21 protein-coding genes and 2 tRNA genes are annotated in these 21,662 nt (G+C 46.7%); 15 read left to right on the top strand and 8 right to left on the bottom strand.

All coding sequences use genetic code 11. From position 1 onward, the window contains the following. The first annotated feature begins 63 nt into the window (after nt 1-63). On the top strand, nt 64-501 hold the full coding sequence (locus LL912_RS03110) for a DUF6526 family protein (RefSeq protein ID WP_235552099.1): 438 nt from the start codon (nt 64-66) through the stop codon (nt 499-501). Between the two features lie 198 nt (nt 502-699). On the opposite strand, the gene LL912_RS03105 is transcribed toward LL912_RS03110, so the two are convergent. Next, nucleotides 700-2,379 carry a GMC oxidoreductase gene (locus tag LL912_RS03105; protein WP_235552098.1) on the bottom strand — a complete coding sequence of 560 codons (1,680 nt, stop codon included), beginning with the start codon at nt 2,377-2,379 and terminating at the stop codon, nt 700-702. Between the two features lie 664 nt (nt 2,380-3,043). Beyond that, nucleotides 3,044-4,279, bottom strand: a complete 1,236-nt coding sequence (locus LL912_RS03100; protein ID WP_235552097.1) for a proline dehydrogenase family protein — start codon at nt 4,277-4,279, stop codon at nt 3,044-3,046. A gap of 257 nt (nt 4,280-4,536) precedes the next feature. On the opposite strand from LL912_RS03100, the gene LL912_RS03095 reads away from it, so the two are divergent. Continuing rightward, on the top strand, nt 4,537-5,046 hold the full coding sequence (locus LL912_RS03095; protein ID WP_235552096.1) for an acyl-CoA thioesterase: 510 nt from the start codon (nt 4,537-4,539) through the stop codon (nt 5,044-5,046). 2 nt (nt 5,047-5,048) lie between these two features. Here LL912_RS03095 and LL912_RS03090 read toward each other — a convergent pair whose 3' ends face one another. After that, a complete protein-coding gene (locus tag LL912_RS03090) occupies nt 5,049-5,612 on the bottom strand; it encodes an NADPH-dependent FMN reductase (protein ID WP_235552095.1) in 564 nt (187 codons plus the stop codon). 471 nt (nt 5,613-6,083) lie between these two features. On the opposite strand from LL912_RS03090, the gene aroQ reads away from it, so the two are divergent. The 6 genes from aroQ to LL912_RS03060 all read left to right on the top strand — a co-directional run bounded on the left by aroQ (nt 6,084) and on the right by LL912_RS03060 (nt 12,942). Next, entirely contained in the window at nt 6,084-6,509 is a 426-nt protein-coding gene (gene aroQ, locus LL912_RS03085; protein WP_235552094.1) for a type II 3-dehydroquinate dehydratase, read from the top strand. 14 nt (nt 6,510-6,523) lie between these two features. Beyond that, nucleotides 6,524-7,756, top strand: coding sequence for an MFS transporter (locus tag LL912_RS03080; RefSeq protein ID WP_235552093.1), 1,233 nt, complete (start codon nt 6,524-6,526; stop codon nt 7,754-7,756). A gap of 220 nt (nt 7,757-7,976) precedes the next feature. Continuing rightward, nucleotides 7,977-8,582 (top strand): DUF4254 domain-containing protein, encoded by a 606-nt coding sequence (locus LL912_RS03075; RefSeq protein WP_235552092.1) that lies wholly within the window; start codon nt 7,977-7,979, stop codon nt 8,580-8,582. Further along, nucleotides 8,582-9,595 carry a glycosyltransferase family 9 protein gene (locus LL912_RS03070; protein WP_235552091.1) on the top strand — a complete coding sequence of 338 codons (1,014 nt, stop codon included), beginning with the start codon at nt 8,582-8,584 and terminating at the stop codon, nt 9,593-9,595. The genes LL912_RS03075 and LL912_RS03070 overlap by 1 nt, the downstream gene beginning before the upstream one ends. A 44-nt stretch (nt 9,596-9,639) precedes the next feature. Then, on the top strand, nt 9,640-11,094 hold the full coding sequence (locus LL912_RS03065; RefSeq protein ID WP_235552090.1) for a S41 family peptidase: 1,455 nt from the start codon (nt 9,640-9,642) through the stop codon (nt 11,092-11,094). Between the two features lie 150 nt (nt 11,095-11,244). Next, the gene (locus LL912_RS03060; RefSeq protein ID WP_235552089.1) at nt 11,245-12,942 is read left to right on the top strand and encodes a S41 family peptidase; all 1,698 of its coding nucleotides are present in this window, start codon (nt 11,245-11,247) and stop codon (nt 12,940-12,942) included. Between the two features lie 12 nt (nt 12,943-12,954). Here LL912_RS03060 and LL912_RS03055 read toward each other — a convergent pair whose 3' ends face one another. From LL912_RS03055 to LL912_RS03045, 3 genes are all read right to left on the bottom strand, one after another. After that, a complete protein-coding gene (locus tag LL912_RS03055) occupies nt 12,955-13,329 on the bottom strand; it encodes a hypothetical protein (RefSeq protein ID WP_235552088.1) in 375 nt (124 codons plus the stop codon). A 36-nt stretch (nt 13,330-13,365) separates the two neighbouring features. Beyond that, nucleotides 13,366-14,559, bottom strand: a complete 1,194-nt coding sequence (locus tag LL912_RS03050; protein ID WP_235552087.1) for a M20 metallopeptidase family protein — start codon at nt 14,557-14,559, stop codon at nt 13,366-13,368. A 306-nt stretch (nt 14,560-14,865) separates the two neighbouring features. Further along, a complete protein-coding gene (locus LL912_RS03045) occupies nt 14,866-15,294 on the bottom strand; it encodes an SPOR domain-containing protein (RefSeq protein ID WP_235552086.1) in 429 nt (142 codons plus the stop codon). Nucleotides 15,295-15,457: 163 nt separating this feature from the next. On the opposite strand from LL912_RS03045, the gene LL912_RS03040 reads away from it, so the two are divergent. The 5 genes from LL912_RS03040 to LL912_RS03020 all read left to right on the top strand — a co-directional run bounded on the left by LL912_RS03040 (nt 15,458) and on the right by LL912_RS03020 (nt 17,416). Beyond that, nucleotides 15,458-15,703, top strand: coding sequence for a uroporphyrinogen decarboxylase (locus LL912_RS03040; RefSeq protein WP_235552085.1), 246 nt, complete (start codon nt 15,458-15,460; stop codon nt 15,701-15,703). 39 nt (nt 15,704-15,742) lie between these two features. Continuing rightward, nucleotides 15,743-16,777 carry a glycosyltransferase family 2 protein gene (locus tag LL912_RS03035; RefSeq protein WP_235552084.1) on the top strand — a complete coding sequence of 345 codons (1,035 nt, stop codon included), beginning with the start codon at nt 15,743-15,745 and terminating at the stop codon, nt 16,775-16,777. A 43-nt stretch (nt 16,778-16,820) separates the two neighbouring features. After that, entirely contained in the window at nt 16,821-17,063 is a 243-nt protein-coding gene (locus tag LL912_RS03030) for a hypothetical protein (protein WP_235552083.1), read from the top strand. A gap of 105 nt (nt 17,064-17,168) precedes the next feature. Next, a tRNA-Gly gene (locus LL912_RS03025) sits at nt 17,169-17,241 on the top strand. Between the two features lie 89 nt (nt 17,242-17,330). Beyond that, nucleotides 17,331-17,416, top strand: a tRNA-Leu gene (locus LL912_RS03020). Nucleotides 17,417-17,646: 230 nt separating this feature from the next. On the opposite strand, the gene LL912_RS03015 is transcribed toward LL912_RS03020, so the two are convergent. Continuing rightward, entirely contained in the window at nt 17,647-18,237 is a 591-nt protein-coding gene (locus LL912_RS03015) for a hypothetical protein (protein WP_235552082.1), read from the bottom strand. Between the two features lie 557 nt (nt 18,238-18,794). Continuing rightward, a complete protein-coding gene (locus tag LL912_RS03010; protein ID WP_235552081.1) occupies nt 18,795-19,397 on the bottom strand; it encodes a DUF6630 family protein in 603 nt (200 codons plus the stop codon). 578 nt (nt 19,398-19,975) lie between these two features. Here LL912_RS03010 and LL912_RS03005 point away from each other — a divergent pair. Both LL912_RS03005 and LL912_RS03000 read left to right on the top strand, forming a co-directional pair. Further along, nucleotides 19,976-20,809, top strand: coding sequence for a sensor histidine kinase (locus LL912_RS03005; protein ID WP_235552080.1), 834 nt, complete (start codon nt 19,976-19,978; stop codon nt 20,807-20,809). Then, nucleotides 20,784-21,545: a LytR/AlgR family response regulator transcription factor gene (locus tag LL912_RS03000; RefSeq protein ID WP_235552079.1), complete on the top strand. Its 762-nt coding sequence runs from the start codon at nt 20,784-20,786 to the stop codon at nt 21,543-21,545. Before LL912_RS03005 ends, LL912_RS03000 begins: the two co-directional genes overlap by 26 nt. The last annotated feature ends 117 nt before the right edge of the window (nt 21,546-21,662 follow it).

The raw sequence follows: 21,662 nt of genomic DNA, 5'->3' as shown, positions 1-21,662 counted from the left end.
TTATTTCCCCGCATTTTTGTGGTTACGGTATAATTTCCGTTATCTTAACAGCAAAATTCGTTTATGCCCATTCAGCAATTCAGTAATCATGTACGCTACTACCCGCCACACCACTTTGTCTTTTACCCGGTTATACTGGTACTGGAGGCCGGGGCTCTTTACCAGGTTTTCAATGATCCGCCGTTCAGGGCCGTATGGATCTTTATAGCCCTGCTGGTTTTACTGATCGGATGGCTGTCCTTTATGCTGCGCCAGCATTATGCATTAACCCTGCAGAACCGGATTGTAGTCCTGGAAATGCGGTACCGGTATCTGGTATTGAGCGGAAAAAATTTTGATCCGCTGGAACAGCAGTTATCCTTTCCGCAAATTGCTGCACTGCGGTTTGCTTCAGATGAAGAATTGCAACCGCTGATTGAAAAAACATTGAAAGAAGGATTATCTTCCCATGCGATCAAACAGCAAATCCAAAACTGGAAGGCCGATGACCGGCGGGTGTAGGCATGTTGCCGCAGGCCTTAAGCCCGATTTCACGCAACGGCGCAATGAGCAGGGGCGCTACGGCAGATGTGTTGGCCACAAGCAAGAAGACACTAAGACACACGAAGCGCTTGTATTATTTCGAACTTTTTCATGGCTTGACGTACTCGTGGTCCTACTTTAAACCATCAGATGCAGACCGGGAGGCACTATAAACGCTCAAAGGTTCTGTTTCTTTAATTCATCCACCGCGTGCGCTACCGCCCGCGCCGTAAATGCCATATAGGTAAGTGAGGGATTTACGCAGCCCGCAGAGGTCATAAACGATCCGTCGGTTACAAATACATTGGGTGCATCCCATACCTGGTTCCATTTATTCAGTACGGAGGTTTTGGGATCGTGTCCCATACGCGCAGTGCCCATTTCATGGATGCCCTGCCCCATAATGCCATCGTTATCAAAACCATACACGTCTTTTATACCAGCCTTTTCCAGCATTTCCTTCCCATCGCTTACAATTTCCTTCCGCATCTTTCTTTCGTTCTCTTTTAATTCCGAATCGATCGCCAATACATTCAATCCCCACTTATCTTTCCGGCTCTTATCCAATGTTACTACGTTGTCGTGATAAGGCAATACTTCACCAAAGCCGCCAATCCATACGTTCCAGTTGCCGGGTTCGGTTAGCGCTTCCTTCAAAGCAACGCCCACCGCTATTTCTTCAGCTGCCCGGGTACCCCTTCCGCGGCCGGCGCCACCCTGGTAACCAAACCCCCGGATATAATCCCGCTTTTCATCGTTCAGGTTGCGGTAGCGGGGAATATACACGCCGTTGGGCCGGCGGCCATAGGTATATTTATCTTCATACCCCTCTACACGGCCGCCTGCACCGGAGCCCAGGTGATGATCCATAAGGTTATGTCCCAGCTCCCCGCTGCTGCTGCCCAGGCCACCAGGCCACACATCCGTAGCCGAGTGCAGCAATACCCAGGTACTATTCAGCGTGGAAGCATTCAGGAAAACGATCTTTGCTTTGTATTCATAAGTTTTATTGGTTTCGGCATCCAGCACCTCCACTCCCGTTGCCCGTTTTTCGTCTTTATCATAAAGGATCCGGGTCACAATGCTCCAGGGCCGCAGTGTAAGATTACCTGTTTTCATGGCGGCCGGAAGCGTGGAGGATTGCGTGCTGAAATAACCGCCATAGGGGCATCCGAGGTGGCATTTATTGCGGTACTGGCACTTATTACGCCCCGGCAGCGCTTCTGTAAGATGGGCGCAGCGACCGATGATCATGCGGCGCTGATCCTGATACGCCTGTTTGATACGGGCCGCAATGTCTTTTTCAACAATATTCATTTCCATCGGCGGCAGAAACTGCCCGTCCGGCAATTGCGGAAGATTTTCAATACTGCCGCTCACACCAATAAAGCGTTCTACATGATCGTACCAGGGAGCAATTTCATGATAGCGTACCGGCCAATCAACAGCAATTCCGTCCTTGGCGTTGGCTTCGTAATCAATGTCGCTCCACCGATAGGTCTGCTTACCCCATAATAAAGAACGGCCTCCTACCTGGTATCCCCGGAACCAGTTGAACTGTTTGGTTTCGGTGTAAGGCGTTTCTGCATCATTGGCCCACCAATCAAGATTGATTTCGCTGGGGCCAAAGCCACGAATGCGGTTGGGGTACTGTTTTTTCTGCGCCCATGTCATATCGCCACGATGTTCAAATTCCCAGGGGGCCTTCCCTGCATGTACATAGTCGGTTATATGTTTTACATCTTTACCACGTTCCAGCAACAATACCTTCAGCCCTTTTTCGCACAGTTCCTTAGCCGCCCATCCGCCGCTGATACCGGAACCAATCACAATTGCATCATAACGATTTTGCTCCATAACGATTTAAAATTGAATTTTTAAAAGAAATGCCGGCCCAAAGCAGGCAATCTGTCTGCACTCAGGGATAAATATAATACTTTTTTCAAATTATGTAATCGATTACATAATTTCAGCAAAAAAATCTGCAAAACCGGCATCGCATGGCCATTGTCTGCTTCAATGCCTGCTCCATCCGGATCCGTGATCTGTATCGCTCCGGCTGCTGATCCGGCGGCAACCCGGCCCTGTAAACTGTGTTTAATGTGGCAGCTGATTGTCCGCTTCAGCCCGCTTATACCGGGCGCCCATCCGGTAAACCGGTAAACACCAGCGATCAGAAGCGATTCATCGATATATGCGCTACAGAATTTGTGAACTCCATATTTGTGAACAAAAAAAGTTCACAAATATCCGGTTCACAAAGTTGACTTGTCCTGAAAAAAGCCAACATCGAGACAGCGTTAGTCCAGCAATAAGTTTAAAACTTTATTTCCGGGCATCTCCGGAAGTGAATCAGCAATGTGCTCAGCGGCTCCGGTGAAGTCCGGGCATCCGGCAATCGCGTATATAATTATAGTGGAAGGCCGCCCGGGCATGTGGCACAGGTGTAACCTGTCTTGCGCGAACGATATGCAACTTTAAAATCGATGGATAAGCCGATTGTTTCCGGCATGCAGCAGGATCAGCCCTCCCGCCTGCGTTGCAATTCGGTTTGGATCAATCCCAGCTCCCGCCCTGTTTGTCCTTTCACCGAAGTATTTTCCTGCGCGCGCCGCATCAGGTAGGGCACTACATCTTCAATGGGGCCAAACGGCAGGTATTTACTAACGCTGCACCCGGCAGCAGCCAGGTTGAACGTAATATTATCACTCATGCCGTATAGCTGGCTAAAATGTACATGCGGATGATTGAACGGCACCTGGTGTTGCTGCAACCAGGCCACAGCGTCCAGGTTGCTTTTCTCATTGTGGGTGGCAATTACCAGTGCCATGCGGTCCAGGCGCTCCAGGCTGAATTGTACACCGGCATTATAATCGCGGTCGGAGCTGGCTTTATCCGGCTGTATCGGCGACGGATAACCCCGTTCTGCCGCCCGGGCCCGCTCTTTTTCCATATAAGCACCGCGCACCAGCTTTACCGCCAGTAAAAAATTCCGTTCTGCCGCAGCCTCATAACAGTCTTTGAGAAACTGCAGCCGGTCATGCCGGTATAATTGCACGGTATTATAGATCACCGGTGTTGTTTTATTAAAGGAATCCATCATCAGGATGGTTAGGGCATCCACGGGATCCTGGATCCAGGTTTCTTCGGCATCGATCAATACGCCTACCTTTTTCTCTGCGGCCCGCTCGCAAATGCGCAGCAGTCTGGTTCGTACCCGGTGCCATTCTTCTCTTTCAGCCGTACCGAGCTGGTCGATCACCTGCAGGTAACGTTTGATCAGGGTTCCGCTGGCCGCCGTCATCTGCCCGTCGATCTTTTCCAAAAGGGAAAACCTCGAAAAACCTGTCACCTTCACACTCATAAAGGGAATATTGGTTTGTGTAGCGGCATAATCAATGACCCGGATAAACTCATCCGCAGCATGGTCATATTCTTTTTCGGAGTCTTCTCCCCCCTCTACTCCATAATCCAGGATCACCTGTACCTGGTACTGCCCTAAGCGGGTGGCCACTTTTGCGGTTTCTTCCAGTGTTTCGCCTCCTACAAACTGCTTAAAGATTGTGCTCCGTATCAGCCCCTTAACCGGCAGTTTATTTTTGATGGCCCAGGGCGTGATCCGGGTGCCCAGTTTTACCAGCATAGGCTGGCCCATCATCGAAAACAACAGCCTTGCCTTTTTTAGCTCACGATCCGATTTATATTTAAACGCAAATTCCGTATTATCGAATGATACCGGTAATTGTTTCTCTTGCATATAACCTTTTAGAATATCCGGCAAAGGTAAGGTCGACGCCTGTTCCGTTTGAAAAAAAATTGACCCGGCGCAACCGTTTGAACAACAGAAAGTGTCAGGGCACGGGGCCTCTAATTCCGGGATCTGATGCCAGCGCCTTGCCGATGGTTTGGTTTTTACCGGTAAAACACACCCCCAGTGGATTGTCGGTGCTCCGTACCGTTTGGGCCGGGTTTTCTAAATTAGCTGTATCCCGTTACTTTTGCAAAAAATTAAAAATGGCAAAGAATCCTGCAGACAGCCTGATTGTGATGACGGAACTGGTATTGCCGAATGATACCAATACGTTTGGCAACCTGATGGGGGGGCGCCTGATGTACTGGATGGATATTGCCGCTGCTTTATCCGCGCAGAAACATGCGAACCTTCCTGTAGTAACAGCATCGGTTGATAATATCTCCTTTGAAAATCCCATTAAACTGGGTAACGCTGTGCACATTGAAGCCAAAGTGACCCGTGCCTTCAACTCTTCTATGGAAGTGCATATGCTGGTGCATGGCGAGGACCTGGTTAACCGTTACCGGTATAAGAGCAATGAAGCCTATTACACTTTTGTAGGCCTGGATCCACATGGGAGGCCTGCTTCCGTACCGGCGCTGGAGCCGGTGACGGAAAAAGAACTCCTGCTTTTTGAAGGAGCTCTCCGCCGCCGGCAGCTGCGGCTGATCCTGGGTGGCAAGATGAAACCCATTGATGCCGCAGAGCTCAGGGCCCTATTCCAGTTGTGATATTAAGCTTCCTTTCGTGCGGTTTCAACCGCCCATGCAGCATAGGCATCGAGGAACCCTTTTAAAAACTGGTCAAGACGCTCCCGCTCCTCCGATTGGGGGTTGTTAAAGCAGACCGCTATATGACTCAGGTAAGCTTCCGGCTGCTGCATCATCGGCACATTTAAAAATACCATTGACTGGCGCAGGTGATGATTGGCGCCAAAAGCTCCCAGTCCGCCCGGTGTAACACTGATCACTGCCCCGGGCTTCCCGTTCCATACGCTTTTTCCGTAAGGACGTGAGCCTACATCTATGGCATTCTTCAACAGGCCGGGAACGGAACGGTTGTATTCTGGGGTTATAAAAACCACGCCGTCCTTTGCACGGATGGTTTCCCGGAAACAGTGCCAGGATGCAGGAACCGCCTGTTCCAGGTCTTCATTATATAGCGGCAGGTCGCCGATTTCCACGATTTCCAACTGCAGGTTTGAGGGCGCCAGGTGAATGAGTTCTTCCGCTACTTTACGGCTATAAGAGGCCGCCCGCAGGCTCCCCACCAACAGTCCGATTTTTTGAATGGTCATTATAAAAAGGTTTGGTTAAAAATAGCCGAACCCGACCAAAAAACAAAACCGCGGCAGCGTTTTAAATGCAAAGAGCGCAGCCGGCACTGCAAGGTTTATGAAGGGGCGTTAAGAGTTGCACCGGTTCTCTTGCGTCCGTTGCGGGTGCTTTGCGCGACCATTGCAGTTAACGTTTGAACACAAAGAGCGCCAGGGTTCCGCAAGGTTCACGAAGCGGCACTAAGATCTGTGCAGGTTTTCATTGCGTCCATCGCGGGGTGTTTTGCGGCCATTGCGGTTAACGTTTGAACACAAAGAGCGCCAGGGTTCCGCAAGGTTCACGAAGCGGCACTAAGATTTGTGCAGGTTTTCATTGCGTCCATCGCGGGGTGTTTTGCGGCCATTGCGGTTAGTTCCCGCTGCTAAAATTTCAATTCCAAATAGATGGTTTCCTCTTCCAAATGTTTATATTAGCCCATTAAAATATCATCCATGCATCTTGTTATCATCAATGGCCCCAATCTCAACCTGTTGGGCAAGCGGGAACCGGGCATCTACGGCAGCTCCAGTTTTGAATCTTTTTTTGATCAGCTAAAGACAAAATACCCCGGGATCCGCTTTGATTATTTCCAGAGCAATATCGAAGGCGAACTGGTAAATGCCCTGCAGCAATACGGGTTTGAAGCAGACGGTATCATCCTGAACCCGGCGGCCTACACGCATACCTCCGTTGCTATCGGCGATGCCATCGCTTCCATCCGCACACCGGTGGTGGAAGTACATATCAGCAATGTACATGCCCGGGAAGATTTCAGAAAGATCTCTCACGTAAGCGCCAAGGCTGCCGGTAGTATCATCGGGCTGGGATTAAAAGGCTATGAACTCGCCGTAAATTATTTCCAGGATCAAAACCAATAATCATTCAACGCCATATGAACCAAGAAAAAAAGGCATCCATCCTCAGTCTGACCGTAATTGTGGCCGCACTGGGTTACTTCGTTGATATCTACGACCTCCTCATCTTTGGTATCATCCGCATTCCCAGTCTGAAAGAACTGGGATTAACCGCCGACGAAATTACCACCAAGGGCGAATGGATCCTTTCGGCCCAGATGGCCGGATTGCTCATCGGCGGTATTCTCTGGGGAATCTGGGGCGATAAGAAGGGACGGGTAAAAGTATTATTTGGCTCTATCCTTATCTATTCCATCGCCAATATCTGCAATGGTTTTGTTCAAACTGTTGAACAATATACGGCCATCCGCTTCCTGGCCGGCATTGGCCTGGCAGGCGAGCTGGGCGCCGGCATTACCCTGGTTGCCGAATTGCTGCCCAAGGAAAAGCGTGGCATCGGCACCTCTATTGTTGCCGGTTTTGGTGTGCTGGGCGCAGCCGTTGCCTTTTTCATAAAGGAAGAATTTCACTGGCGTACCTGTTATTTTATAGGAGGCGGACTGGGTATTCTTTTATTATTGCTCCGGATTTCGGTGCTGGAATCGGGTATGTATCACCGCATGAGCGAAAGCAATGTAAAAAAAGGGCAGTTTTTTATGTTGTTCAACAGCAGGGAACGTTTCAGTAAATACCTGAAAAGCATTTTTATCGGCCTTTCCACCTGGTTTGTAATTGGCGTGCTCATTACATTCAGCAGTGAATTTGGCCGCCAATTCGGCATCCAGGAAGATATTGACCCCGGCCGGTCGATCATGTATGCCTATATTGGTCTCGCCCTGGGCGATATCACCATCGGGCTGGTAAGCCAATGGCTGAAAAGCCGGAAAAAAGCGCTATACATTTATTACGCACTAACCATGCTTTCAATCCTTCTTTATTTTACCACACAATGGAATGGCAGCGCCGGGTGGATGTATACCCTTTGTTTCTTCCTGGGTTTCAGCATCGGTTTCTGGGCCATTTTTGTAACCGTTGGAGCAGAACAATTCGGTACCAACCTCCGGGCTACGGCGGCTACTACCGTTCCTAATTTTGTAAGGGGACTGCTTCCGCTGATCCTCTTCCTGTTTAAAGAAATACGCGGAATCGGAACCATCGGCTATGTAAACGGTGCAATTATTACTGCGGTTATCGTAATGATCGCCTCCACCATCGCCGTTATCACCCTGCCGGAAACTTTTCATAAGGACCTGAATTATGAAGAAGCCTAATTGAAATTCAAAGTTCCAAGCTTCAAATGCCAAGATTCCAAAGAACGTTGCGAATGGTAACGGAATCTGCACTACTGCGTTTTGATATTTGTCATTTGAGATTTGAAATTTGTGACCGTATTTAAAATTCGCACATTATCACATTTCCACATTTTCAAATCCCAATCTGCCCCCTGTAGCTTACATTTGCGGGAGATTTTAATTCAAAATAAATTTGATCATGCGCACGGCAGACTGGATTCTTATTTTTCAGCAAAGTATTACCGATTATCATAAAACGGATGATGTAGACACCCCGGTTCAGAACCCTTATGCAAAAGGCACCCTCGCGTTCCTGATGTATGAAAAAAACTGGGTTGATACCGTACAATGGCACCTGGAAGATATCATCCGAGATCCGCAGATCGACCCGGTGAAGGCATTGGAGATTAAACGACGGATCGACAGCTCGAACCAACACCGTACCGATATGGTGGAATATATCGACAGCTGGCTCCTGCAACAATACAGCCAGGTAGTTCCGGTGAAAGGTGCTGGCTTCAACACCGAAAGCCCGGCCTGGGCCATCGACCGCCTGTCGATCCTGGAGCTCAAGATCTATCATATGCAACAGGAGGCTACCCGCGCAGATGCTTCCGAAGGGCACCGCGCGGCCTGTAGCGCCAAGCTAAACGTATTGCTGGCCCAGCGGGAGGACCTTTCCACCGCTATTGACCAGTTACTTGATGATATCGCTGCCGGTAAAAAGTACATGAAAGTATACAAACAAATGAAAATGTACAATGATGAAAGTCTGAACCCGGTACTTTACCAGCAAAAAAAATAATGAGAACCGTTCCCGAACATATACTGGTGTTCCGGTTTTCTGCGCTGGGCGATGTAGCCATGACTGTTCCGGTGCTCCGGCTATTGCTGGCGCAACACCCGCAACTGGAAGTTACGATTGTATCCATACCGTTCCATCAGCCCCTTTTCGAAGGCGTAGAACGACTTCATTTCTATGGTGCGGATATCCGGAATCAATACAAAGGACTGGGCGGACTGATTAAGCTGGCCCGCCGGTTAAAAAAAGAGCTCCGCTTTGATGCAGTGGCCGACCTGCATGATGTGCTGCGCACCCAGATTATCCGCCGGTTCCTGGGCGGCGTTCCGGTAGCTGTGATCGACAAGGGCCGCAACGAAAAAAAAGAACTGACAAGGCCCCGTAATAAGAAACTGCGTCCGCTAAAAACCACGTTTCAGCGCTATGCAGATGTGTTTGCAAAACTGGGAATGCCGGTAGCAATCTCCAACCAGCCATCAGCCATCAGAAATCAGGAATCAGAAACCAGCCGTGAGGAATTGTGGATCGGCATTGCGCCTTTTGCAAAGCATGCGGCCAAAATGTACCCCCTGGAAAAGATGAAGCAGGTGGTACGGTTATTACAACAAGCCCCTGAACACAGGATCTTTTTGTTTGGCAGCAAGACCGAAGCACCGGTATTGGAACAATGGGCTGAAGGACATGAGCACATCCGGGTGGTTGCCGGCCGGTATTCCTTTACCGAAGAGCTGCGGCTGATCGCCCAGATGGATGTAATGCTGACAATGGACTCTGCCAATATGCACCTGGCCTCGCTTTACGGCGTCCCGGTGGTTTCCATTTGGGGGGGCACCCATCCCTGGCTGGGCTTTTATGGCTGGGGACAAGACCCGGATCACGTGATTCAGACCGATCTTCCCTGCCGCCCTTCTTCCGTTTTTGGCAATAAACCCTGCCCGGTTCATGGCGAAGCGGGTTGTATGCAGGAAATAACCCCCGAACAGGTGTTTCAAAAGGTTATCAAAATTTTCACATAAAAAAAAATAACTATCCCTATCTTTTCGTAAATATTCCGGACCCTATGCGTGTATTAAACGTTGGCACGATTGTTTGCCTGGTATTAGCCGTTTCCTGTGGGGATAAAAACAAGGATGTAGATGTAAAACCTGATGGTACCGAACAGCAGCGGGTTGCCGACTCGGTATATCTGTTCTCAAGAGAGATTTATTTATGGGATGAGATCCGGAGCACCAGTTATGGATCTTTTAACCCCCGGCAATATGTTAAAAGCACGGATCTTGAAACGGCAGAAGCTACTATCGAAGCAGTAAGAAACACCAATGCCTACGATCGGGATAAAAAATACAGTTACGCCACCGACTATTACGACAGCGAAGCAGCCAATAAGGCCACCCAACCGGAAAGCAGCTATGGTTTCTTTGTAAAACGGGGTTGGAGTAACCGCATGTCCGGATCAGGCAGTTTTACAGGCTGGTTCGTAACCTATGTATTTCCAAATTCCGAAGCCGGTCAGCAAGGAGTACAACGGGGATGGAAACTGATCAAGGTAGACAATACGACCTTAACGGTCAACAGCATAGACATATTAAATAATATGTTTTATGACCAAACAAAAAAGACAGCACGTATTACGTTTCAAAAGCCGGACGGTACACAGGTTCCTTTGGATCTGTCGATAAAATCCTTCGTCCCAACTTCTGTTTTATACTCGGATATATTACGGTCCTCAGGGGGCACAAACGCCGGATACCTGGTCTACAAATTTTTCGACCGGCTGGAAGACTCGCGCGCCGCCATTGAAGCCGCGCTGGCATCCTTTAAAAACGCAGGAATCAAGAACATTATCCTGGACCTTAGATACAATAATGGCGGCTTCACCCGTACACAGGACTTCCTGGCCAACAGCCTGGCGCCCGCAACCGTAAGCACCGGAAATAAAATGTATACGTATTACTACAACACAGACCTGCAGGCGGGCAACTATACGCTGATGCGCACCCGGCATTCCTACAGCGCCACCTACTATAAACCAGAATCCAATACCATCAACTTTAATAAAACTGATCTTTCAAAAGGGTTTTCGATCAACCCTACTAATTTATACGTCATTATCGGTGCACAAACCGCCTCATCCGCCGAGTTGCTGATCAATGATCTGAAGCCCTACTTCAACGGGAATATGAAACTTATAGGAGATGGTAATACTTATGGCAAACCGGTCGGTTTCTTCCCCATCGATCTGTTTAAAAAAGTCACTTTTTGGACCGTTTCCTTTATGACGAAGAACAGCCAGGATCAACCGGTACCGTTTAGCGGTATCACACCGGGCTATTCCGCTTATGACGGCGTAGATAAAGCCTGGGGAGATAAAACGGAAGAATGTACAAAGAAGGCTTTAGATCTTATCGACAACCCGGGACTACTCGCCGCCACTGAGACGGCAAGTCCAAGGGCTGCCACTCTTCAACCGGGCGTCCAGCTCAAAAAGCAATATTACGACAATATGCTCAGGTAATCGGCTTATACGGCACAAGCGCGAAAGATAGCAATTCTTCTTTAACGCAGATTGTTGGCTGCAGAAATGGCACCCCACAACAACATAAAATGATGAAAATTTCAAATAAGAGCGAAAAATAATCCCTATCTTTTCAAAAAAAAAGCGCTCATGTATTTCAGCAAACGCCTGACTGCCGCTACCATTTGCCTCCTTACATTAACCGCCTGTCCTTCAAAAAAAGATATGATTCCGCCGGTTAAAACAGGTATTAGTCCCGAACTACTGGCAGATTCGCTTTTTTTATACGCCAAACAAATCTACTACTGGAACAATACCCTGCCCGGCACGGGTTCGTTCAACCCGAGGCAACTGGTCTCCCCAGATACCATAACCGGTCTGAATGATGAAATGTTTGCGATCAGCAGGTTTGCAACCAATCCAGCCACCGGTTTTTCTTACGAACAAAAAATTTCTTATAACAGCGCCGGCAACCCTGTAAATGATAATTCTGAATGTAAGTTTTCTTATATTATAAAAACAAGCGATGCCTACTCCGGGGGATTGAGCTTCACAGCTGCTAACAATATCCGCGCAGAAGATATAAAAATGACCCTGGACGGAAAAGAAAACAGCCTGGGTTTTATCCTGGGTTATATGCCCGTGTCTGAAGCAACCACACCGCAAAACCCTATCCCCTACACCAATAAAGACAGTCTCGTTGGTTTGGTACGTTATGTAACCAAAGGCTCACCCGCCTACCAGGCCGGGCTTAGAAGAGGCGATATCATTTCAAGAATCAATGGCAACAGCTGGAGACTTGAAACGGATCAATCCAGAATCAATGCCGCATTTAATGCCTCGAGCATTACCGTTACGGTGTATAATCCCGCCACAGCGTCGGGCAGAGATGTTGCGGTACAGAAAACACTTTACACATTCAACCCGGTGTTCAGAGACACTACCCTGGATATTGGAGGAAAGAAAATCGGTTATATCGCTTTCCAGTCTTTTACTGATCTGGGCAATGCCCAGCCGGCGCTGGATGACGCATTTGGCAGGTTCGGCAATATAACGGACATCGTCGTTGATCTCCGTTATAACGGGGGCGGTCTTGTAAAAACAGCAGCATATTTGGGAAACCTCCTGGCTCCTGCCAATGCGAACAACCAGGTATTATTTGCTGAGTACTACAACCAAATTATGCAAAACAGACAGGCCACTTTATTAAAGAACCAACAGGTATACGATGCCAATAACGTTCTTAAGGGATACACCTATTTTGACGTAGATTATTCTGTTGCAGAAAACACAACCTTCATAAACAAAAAGGGCCCCTTCAATAGTAACAGTACTATTAAAAACCTGTACTTTATTGTAAGCAGTGCTACAGCTTCAGCCAGCGAGTTATTGATCAATAGTTTAAAACCGTATTTTGACAATGTTTACCTGATTGGGGCTGTATTTAGCGACAATGGAAAAAAAACCTATGGAAAGCCCGTTGGTTTCTTTGAGATCCGTCTTGGGAATTATAGTGTGTATATGGCCAATTTTGAAACCAAAAACAAAAACCAGATCAACGGCTCCCAAACCGGAAGCTACTATGACGGGCTCAGCACAAACTTACAGGTACTGGACGACCTGCGTTATGATTTTGGGAATCCAAACGAAGCCTGTTTTAAATATGCGATACGCAAGATCACCGGTAACGATAACTATACGCCCACATTATTGTCCATGGCAAGAACCACCGAAACCCAACCCGCAACATCGGCCGGAGCATTTCGTCCGGTTGGGCGCAGTATAGGACAAGTAACAGCTATTCACGATATGATCGTTACGGCAGATCAGAAAACCAGGCGGTACTGACCTCCACCCCCCTTATTTTTTTGCGTCTTTGATCGCCGATGAGTTTGCTTTTTTGTTAGGTTCCGGGCCTTTATCGATTCTTGGATCCTTTGTGTTCCTGTTTTCCAACGCTTCTTTGGCGGAGGGGCTGGCACTCTTTTTATGCTTCCGTCTAAACCAGCATTTCTTTTGCTTTACCTTTGGCTTTGTTGTTACAGGATTCCCCTCTTTTTCCGGGTTGGTCTTTTCGATTCTGTTTTTATTCCGGCTGTCCGGGTGCTTTCCATGCGCTTCCTCCTGTTCAATCAAAAAATCACGCGCTGTTTTTGAAGAATCGCTTTTCGACTGCCCGGCCGCTGTTAAAGCACAGATTGTAAATAACACACCGGAGATTGTAGCTTTAATCATGATTTCTTTTTCTGAATGATGCAAGGAGGCCGCCGATTAACCTTTCCGTTTTGTTAAATCCGTGGCAACAGCCAGCCAGGCCATGACGCCCATACCCAGTTCAATCGCATTTTCATCTACATTAAAAAGGGGCGTATGCACACCGGCAGTGATCCCGCGCGCTACGTTCATCACGCCCAGCCGGTAAAAACAACCGGGTATTTGTTGTGTATAATAGCCAAAATCTTCGGCTCCCATACGGATTTCCGTTTCACCCACCTGTGCCTGGCCGGCATAAGTCACTGCCAGTTCAGCAGCTTGTTCGGTAAGTGCTTCATTATTGTATACACTGGGATAGCCCACATCAATATGGAGGTCAAGGCTTCCGCCCATCCCCTCCACCACGCCTTTGGCAATACTCCGCATGATGTCGTGGGCCTCAAACCGCCACTGTTCATTCATGGCGCGGAAGGTTCCTTTTAGTTTAACTTCATCGGGGATTACATTGGTAGTAGTACCTCCGTTGATCGCCGTAATGGATAATACCATTGGGTTTTGCGGGTTATTACGCCGGCTGATCACCTGCTGCAGTGCCACCACCAGGTGGGACGCGATCAGGATCGGATCGATGCAAAGGTTTGGTGCTGCGGCATGGCCTCCTTTTCCCTTTACCGTAATATAAAGTTCATCGGCGCTGGCCATTACTTTTCCGCCCCGGAAGCTAAGTTTGCCCACCTCAAGCCCCGGGTGCACATGCAATCCGAATATGGCTGCGGGGGCCGGGTGCTCCAACACACCTTCTTTTATCAGCAGGCTGGCGCCGCCTGGATTTTTTTCCTCGCCAGGCTGGAAGATCAGCTTCACCGTACCCTCCCACTGATCCTTTAAGGCATTCAGAATCCTTGCAGCACCTAATAAACAGGCGGTATGAACATCATGCCCGCAGGCATGCATGATATTTTCGTGAACCGAGCGGTAGCTTATTTCATTTAATTCCTGAATAGGCAGCGCATCCATATCTGCCCGCAGGGCAATCACCCTTTTCTCAGGATTGCGTCCTTTCAGCAACCCGATCACCCCCGTAGTGGCTTTTACTTCGAAGGGGATACCCAGGTCTTTTAGCTGTGCCTGTATATATTTTGAGGTCTCAAATTCCTGGTAGCTTAGCTCAGGATGTGCATGCAGGTACCGGCGCACTTCAATCAACTCCGGTGCAAACTGTTTTGCCAGCAATTGTATTTTATCCTTCATCCGGCAAAAATAACTGATAATCCGGTCATTGGAAAAAACAGGTACCGCATACTGCGTTAACAGGCTACAGAAAGGCAGGAAAAAGGGCCTTTTCAAAGCAGCACATCGTGTTATGCATTTCCTTATGGGCCGTTGCGCAGCTCGATGTTTATGATTTAACCGCCAAGCAAAGAATACGTTAAGATCGCAATGGATTGCTATTGAAATGCGTCGTGTATATTACGGTCATCTTGCTGCCTTTATGGTTAAACCTCACAACAGGAGAAATGGTTTCATCTGCGGGATCCCTGGCATCGCGGTCAACCATCAGTCCTCGCTTTCAGTATTATCCGGGTTTACTTCCACTATATCATTCATGATAAAGACACCTCCCGGGAAAAAACCACCCAGCCGTTTCTGGTAGGCCTGCGCATCCTGCCTGGATGTAAAATTGCCCACTTTTACCTTAAAATAGGGCGCCTGGTGCCACATATAGGGTTTTAGTTCTGGAAAATTAGCATAGATCTTTGTGCGCGCAGCAATGGCCTCCGCTTTATTATTGGTACTGATCACCAGCAACCGGTAACCGGGCGCCGTTCTTCGTTTGGAGGAATTCCGGGTAGACAAATTGTTCACTTCCGATTGCTTCTTGAGCAGCAGGTCGATCCTCGGGTCTTTATACACCGCCACACCCCCGGTTTGCGCCCCTAACCGGGAACACAGGAATATCATCAAAAGAGGTAATACGTACTTCATATATTACTGGGTTATATATTACCGGCCAATCATCTCTGAACGACGCGCCGTTTCTAAACAGATTGACGGAAACCGGAATAAGTTGCAACAAAAATAATGCTACAAATCAATAACTTTATGCAAATAAAAACAGAAGTCCGTTTTTTGCAGAAAGATAATCCACATGATGCCTGACCCCGTTGAGTATATCGGTTATTTAGCCATGGCCCTGCTGGTGATTTCATTTATTCCAAAACAACTAAAAGCCATACGGATCATTAATTTTTCCGGTTGTATCTTTTTTGTGATTTATGGCGTCCTGCTGGGCTGGAAATGGCCCATTATTATTTCTAACGGGTTGATCGCGGTGATTCAGCTTTACCACCTTTTTGTTAAAAAGCAGGCTCCGGCCGAAGATAAAAGGGCTTGATGATGATTTGCTTGCATTATTTTTGAATCTTTGCACCCCATGATGCAACCGTCCGTCGCTATTGTTATTCTCAACTGGAATGGTAAAAAATACCTGGAGCAATTCCTTCCGGGTGTGGTACAAACCGCTTATGCCCCGTTGCAGGTGGTGGTGGCCGATAATGGGTCTACGGATGATTCGGTTCTGTTTTTAGAACAGCATTTCCCGGGCGTGCGCATCATCCGTTTTAAAGAGAACCACGGGTTTGCCAAAGGGTATAACCTGGCGCTGGAGCAGGTAACAGCCGACTATTACCTGTTACTCAACTCCGATGTACAGGTTACTACGGGTTTTATCGATCCCCTGGTGCGCATGCTGGAGTCCGATCCTTCGTTGGCCGCCTGTCAGCCCAAGATCCTTTCCTACCATCATCCCCGGTACTTTGAATATGCGGGAGCGGCCGGCGGCTGGATGGATCATTTTTGTTACCCTTTTGCCAAAGGCCGGGTTTTTGATTTTACGGAAACAGACGAAGGGCAATATGATGATGCTTCACCGATCTTCTGGGCCAGCGGGGCGGCCTTATTTATCCGCGCCAACGTATTTCATGAAGCCGGAGGTTTCGATCCGTACTTTTTTGCCCACCAGGAGGAGATTGATCTCTGCTGGCGCATTCAGCTGCTGGGCTACGGGATCCGCTCCTGTCCCCAATCCGTCGTTTACCATGTAGGCGGCGGCACGCTTCCCAAAGGCAATTCCTTAAAGACCTATCTTAATTTCCGGAATAACCATATCATGATGTACAAGAACATGTATGGATGGCGGCGGCTGTACGTTATTTTCTTAAGAGCGGTACTGGATGGTGCTTCAGCCTTTAAAAGCCTTTTCGGCGGAGATGGTGGTTATTTTGTGGCGGTTGCCAGTGCGCATCTTTCTTTTGTAAAATGGATGCTGATGGATAAGAAGAAAAGTATCTTTCCTAAAAACAAAAGGACTCCGCTGCAGGGATTGCTGAAAAAGAACATTGCATGGGCGCATTTTGTAAAAGGGAAAAAAAAGTTCTCCGAAATTGTTGACAAAGAAGTGACAAATTAATGAATAGATCCTTATTTTTGCGACACAATATTACTGATACAGAATGGAACATAATTTCGACGTTGAGCAGATAAAAGAGCAGGAATACCAGGAAGAGTTAAAGCAAAGCCAGAAAAAGGATTTCAAATTCAGCTGGGTTTCTACTTCTGCCTTTTTATTTTACCTGACCTTTGCATGCCTGATCCTGTTTACCTGGGGAGGCTGCTACCGTCTTTACACCAAGCGTTTTGAAAAGCCGGCTGTTCAGGTTCAGGAGAGCACTTTGTATACTCCAAAGTATAAATAAAAAAAAAGTTACCGATTTTTTTTGTAGTTTAAAAAAATCCCTTATCTTCGCAACCCCTTAAGTAACAAGCCAATACTTAAGAAAAAACAAAAAGTTCTTATTCACGCGGAAGTAGCTCATTTGGTAGAGCACGACCTTGCCAAGGTCGGGGTGGCCGGTTCGAGCCCGGTCTTCCGCTCTCTTTAAAAAAGTTATTCGTTATACGTTATTTGTTATTAGAATGATTTGCTGATAGCTCCTAACGGATAATTGATAACTTTTTTTTTCGCCCTGGTGGTGGAATTGGTAGACACGCAGGACTTAAAATCCTGTGGGCAGCAATGTCCGTGCGGGTTCAAGTCCCGCCTGGGGCACTCAAAGGCCTTGTAATCAGTCGATTTACAAGGCCTTTTTTATTGGCATGCGGCGTCTCCAAAATGCAATTTCCATGATCCAATACCCCGTCTGCATTTCAGCGAATCATTCTCCGAAATCTGACACTTTTGCCCGGCGGCGCTGACCAGGGAAGGAACCGGCGCCATCAGGAAAGCATTTAGCCACTAACCGGGATTATGCGAAACCCAAACACTCCCTATATCACCTTTTAATGGATCATATTTTCCGCATTAAACACCATTAAGTCATTTTGTGACATGCTATCAATTAACCCTAGCAACCTGTCTTCTACGAGCATTTCTTTATCATAAAATTGCTCAAGATATTTTTCGCATTCTTCATCGTCTCCATCAGGGTCATTGACAAAGAATGCTTCTGATTTCAGGTTATTGATTAAATCCAAAATATAATCTATTGTTGATTTTACGTCAACCTTCTCTCCCTTTACCATTTTAATAATATTGAGTGCAATCAAGACAATATTCACAGCAATTGCTGCCTGATAACCACTATATGCATCTTCTTCGGGAGCCAGGCTCCTGAACGTATTGAAACGCTCAACATCCGCAGGATTCAATTCATTACCAGTGAAAATCCGATTTAAAATATAGTCTGAAAACCCGGTAAGTTGTATACTTCCATTTTTAAAGCGTTGGGCATAATCATAGTTATCATCTTCAATCTCTTTCTCAAAGAGTTTATATAAGTCTTTAGCTCTTATGAATAATGACAGGGTAAATTTGATTTTACTTTCCTTACTTAGGTTTACTAATTTTTCCTTGGCTGAGTTTTCGCTCATGTCTATATGTTTATGGCTGATATTTTTTTCAAAAAGGAACACATTCAACAAGGCTTGAATTGTGACACTTCAATTAGGGGAAGGATCTGAAGAGGTAAGTATGCGGTTCAATTCATTTCATGAACTTCATTAACGAAATATACATAAAAAGCACTTCATCTTTATCAATGGTCTAAAAAATCAATCCGGCCATTTCAGACAAACGCCTGTTCTGGTTATAGAACCCAACCCTTTCGGAAGCAGAAGGATTCCGAAACACCGGCGCAAAAGCCAAATTTGCTGATCTTTTGTTAACCCGGTAGAATTATTTATTTATCCGGATCGCGATCCTAAAAATATGGGCACCGGTAACAACGACTTGGAAGCCCGGATTAATGCTTTTTTACGGGCTGAATACGAACATCCAATAGACTGTAAAGAACGTCAGTAAAGGGGTTGCTGCTCCTTGATTAAAATTTAATCAGACAGGGCCGTTATAGCCGGGCAACAATCTAAAGCCGCTCCTGGCTGCCGGCTTTAGTACCGTTATCTATAAAAGTCAGGATTGGGTCCGACAACTAGATATAGTCCCTTATGACCTCGAAATCCGAATTCCCCTGTGCATCAAACAATACAGTGCCGCAATCCTGGCAGACATCATCGGTAAGCTTCTCACCCCGTTTAAGCTGCCACACGTTCATGCTTCCACAACGACAATAGACCGTGTACAGCACCTCCCCGGTCTGGCTACCAAAAGGCCGGAACTTCCAGAAATCAGTACTGCTGCGCTGAATCGTCTTGCTGTTTTTTTGTTCAATCACGCCAATATAATAGCTATCGTTGCCTCGGTCGAGGAGTATCATCTCCAGGCCTTCTTTTTTTAGTACAGCGGTCGTTTCCTTAAGGAGCGCCGGAATGAAGTCTCCAGGGCTTTTACCCGTTCGATGTGCTTTTTCATAAGCGTTTCTTAAATCAACCTGCAAACCAGGCTTTAACGCCGCAGCGCGCAGTTGTACAAAGGTTCCTATCCCGCCTTCATTTTCCTCGCCCTTCCAATCCGCCACATGTAGTATCCCGTTGCCCAAAAGCAGCTCAAGCAACGCATCCTTTGACAGGTCTCCCACCGAAAGTTCCGCAAATTCATTTTCCGGAACCAGGAAGGAAAGAAATTTATTGTCCATATAGTTGTTTGCTTGTAAAGTACAACTAAACGCGCAAAAAGTTCGCAAGCAAGAAGGATGAAGTACGGGTAGCAAAAGCTTTACCTTTCGAAGGGTGGTGTGTACAGCCACTGCAGATCATTATTATCGCACAACCCTTCCGGAAACATTGTTCAAAAGAACCCACCAACTCCAATCTTGAAGCAGAACAATATTTGGAGTTGTCTTAATACACCGGACAACACCGCCTTTGCGGTTAAAGAGTTACCAAACCTGCAGGTCTTATTCTTTTTCCACCTATAAAACGATTTTGCCCGTTTCATTGAAGAAAATGGCTGCATGTTTTCAAAATTACTTTTCTTTATGGAACTTTCAAATCATAAATGAGTTATCGCAGCATATTTAGAAAATACAGACTGGCAACGGGCATATGCATTTGCCTTTTCCTGGCCGTGTTTGCGCTTATGCCAAGAAAGTATGTCACAGGTTATGCCAGAGGATTGGATACGGCCTTTATATCATTTTTATTCTCATTTTTGTGCTGGATCGCCGTCCAATGGATCATTTACAGGTCCTCTTTCAAAACGTTTGCTTTTAAAATGCTCAGCTCGATACTTGTGGGAATGTTGCTTTCCCTGTTGCTGTATTGGGTGGCAGTACACTGGATAAACATAGATTTGGTTTCGAGTATAGAAGATGTACAGGAATATGGCAAAATACGATTTCTTTTAGCACGTGGAATACTTTTCTCTTTGTTCCTGTTTTTCATTTCTTATATATTGTATATTTCCGATCAGTCACAAAAGTTAAGGCAACAGGCAGAGGACGCCAAAAGAGACCAACTGGAGGCGAGGCTTTATGCGTTGCAACAGCAGATCAATCCACATTTCTTATTTAACGCGTTGAACACGCTGCTTCATATCGCCCAGGATCAGGAAACCAAAAAATACGTATTGAATTTCAGCGAGGTTTTCAGGTACCAGTTGAACAAAAACGACAAACCCCTTGCAACGCTAAGAGAAGAACTGGATTTTACCAATGCATACCTGCATATCTTGCAGGAACGATTTGAGGGAGCACTTTTGGTTCAAATTGAAATTGATGAAACGTATTTATCCAGTCAACTGCCACCGCTTACCATTCAACTATTGATAGAGAACGCAGTGAAGCATAATATAGTGGATGTGGAAAACCCGCTTAAAATTGAAATCTATGTGGAAAATGAGGGCGGGCTGCTTGTTGTTCAAAACCAGCTACAGCTAAAGTCTTCGGTGGAGCGAGGAACCGGAATGGGTCTTAAAATTATCGAAGATCGCTACCGGTTACTGGCAGGCAAAAGTATTTGTATAGAAAACGTGGATGGGTATTTTCGGGTAAGTGTTCATTTATTGCCTAATGTCTCCGGTTATGAATATTGTTATTATAGAAGATGAAGCGAAAGCAGCCAATGGCTTAAAAAAAATTATTGAAAATGGCATTCCGGGTGCCTGTGTACCGGCAATATTGGGCTCCGTTAAATCTTCACTGGACTGGTTTCAGAAAAATGCGATGCCGGATTTGATCTTTTCCGATGTTCAGCTTTCGGACGGATTGAGTTTTGAAATCTTTAAACAAGCCGATATTAGCTGCCCTGCCATTTTTTGCACGGCGTATGACCAATACGCGATAGATGCGTTCACCGCAAACGGTATCGATTATCTTTTAAAACCCATTGATGAGGAAAAATTGGTGCGAGCAGTACAAAAGCTGCAAAAATTAAAAAGCCATTTCCAGCCTCCGGCCAAACCGGCCCTATCCATACAAAAAGCCGCCGACCAAATCATAACGCAGCCAAAATCGGCCTTGCTTGTATACTACAGGGACAACATCATTCCGCTTAAGGTTACTGAAATCCGGCTCATATACGCCGTAGGAGGCATTGTGCGGATATACGCAGCTGGAGACAAGTTATATTTCATAAATGAAACATTGGACGAGCTGGAAGCGCAGCTCCCAACTACTTTATTTTTCAAAGCCAACCGCCAGTTCATCATCAACAAAGAATTAATTCTTTCTGTTCATCAGCATTTCGGAAGAAAGCTATCCATTAAGATGAAATGCGAGGTGCCGGAAACCATTGTCGTAAGCAAGGCTAAAGCGTCTGAGTTTTTAAAATGGCTTCAATCATAATGCAATACTGATATTTCATTCCATATTGTGCCTGCTTGATTACTATGACGCAGGATCCGGGTACTTAATTCGTCTATTTTTGATCTACCAAATGATTCCAGTCAAAAATTATAAAGT

Origin of the sequence: Niabella agricola, from assembly GCF_021538615.1 — a bacterium.
Lineage (GTDB): Bacteria > Bacteroidota > Bacteroidia > Chitinophagales > Chitinophagaceae > Niabella > Niabella agricola.
This window is presented reverse-complemented; position numbering and strand designations above follow the sequence as displayed.

Bases quoted from the DNA above. Each gene is read 5' to 3' on its own strand.
- LL912_RS03015 (WP_235552082.1), bottom strand. From the start codon at position 18,237: ATGAGCGAAAACTCAGCCAAGGAAAAATTAGTAAACCTAAGTAAGGAA.
- LL912_RS03080 (WP_235552093.1), top strand. From the start codon at position 6,524: ATGAACCAAGAAAAAAAGGCATCCATCCTCAGTCTGACCGTAATTGTG.
- LL912_RS03060 (WP_235552089.1), top strand. From the start codon at position 11,245: ATGTATTTCAGCAAACGCCTGACTGCCGCTACCATTTGCCTCCTTACA.
- LL912_RS03040 (WP_235552085.1), top strand. From the start codon at position 15,458: ATGATGCCTGACCCCGTTGAGTATATCGGTTATTTAGCCATGGCCCTG.
- LL912_RS03065 (WP_235552090.1), top strand. From the start codon at position 9,640: ATGCGTGTATTAAACGTTGGCACGATTGTTTGCCTGGTATTAGCCGTT.
- LL912_RS03070 (WP_235552091.1), top strand. From the start codon at position 8,582: ATGAGAACCGTTCCCGAACATATACTGGTGTTCCGGTTTTCTGCGCTG.
- LL912_RS03050 (WP_235552087.1), bottom strand. From the start codon at position 14,559: ATGAAGGATAAAATACAATTGCTGGCAAAACAGTTTGCACCGGAGTTG.
- LL912_RS03010 (WP_235552081.1), bottom strand. From the start codon at position 19,397: ATGGACAATAAATTTCTTTCCTTCCTGGTTCCGGAAAATGAATTTGCG.
- LL912_RS03090 (WP_235552095.1), bottom strand. From the start codon at position 5,612: ATGACCATTCAAAAAATCGGACTGTTGGTGGGGAGCCTGCGGGCGGCC.
- LL912_RS03110 (WP_235552099.1), top strand. From the start codon at position 64: ATGCCCATTCAGCAATTCAGTAATCATGTACGCTACTACCCGCCACAC.
- LL912_RS03075 (WP_235552092.1), top strand. From the start codon at position 7,977: ATGCGCACGGCAGACTGGATTCTTATTTTTCAGCAAAGTATTACCGAT.
- LL912_RS03055 (WP_235552088.1), bottom strand. From the start codon at position 13,329: ATGATTAAAGCTACAATCTCCGGTGTGTTATTTACAATCTGTGCTTTA.
- LL912_RS03105 (WP_235552098.1), bottom strand. From the start codon at position 2,379: ATGGAGCAAAATCGTTATGATGCAATTGTGATTGGTTCCGGTATCAGC.
- LL912_RS03005 (WP_235552080.1), top strand. From the start codon at position 19,976: ATGCTCAGCTCGATACTTGTGGGAATGTTGCTTTCCCTGTTGCTGTAT.
- aroQ (WP_235552094.1), top strand. From the start codon at position 6,084: ATGCATCTTGTTATCATCAATGGCCCCAATCTCAACCTGTTGGGCAAG.
- LL912_RS03100 (WP_235552097.1), bottom strand. From the start codon at position 4,279: ATGCAAGAGAAACAATTACCGGTATCATTCGATAATACGGAATTTGCG.
- LL912_RS03030 (WP_235552083.1), top strand. From the start codon at position 16,821: ATGGAACATAATTTCGACGTTGAGCAGATAAAAGAGCAGGAATACCAG.
- LL912_RS03045 (WP_235552086.1), bottom strand. From the start codon at position 15,294: ATGAAGTACGTATTACCTCTTTTGATGATATTCCTGTGTTCCCGGTTA.
- LL912_RS03035 (WP_235552084.1), top strand. From the start codon at position 15,743: ATGATGCAACCGTCCGTCGCTATTGTTATTCTCAACTGGAATGGTAAA.
- LL912_RS03000 (WP_235552079.1), top strand. From the start codon at position 20,784: ATGAATATTGTTATTATAGAAGATGAAGCGAAAGCAGCCAATGGCTTA.
- LL912_RS03095 (WP_235552096.1), top strand. From the start codon at position 4,537: ATGGCAAAGAATCCTGCAGACAGCCTGATTGTGATGACGGAACTGGTA.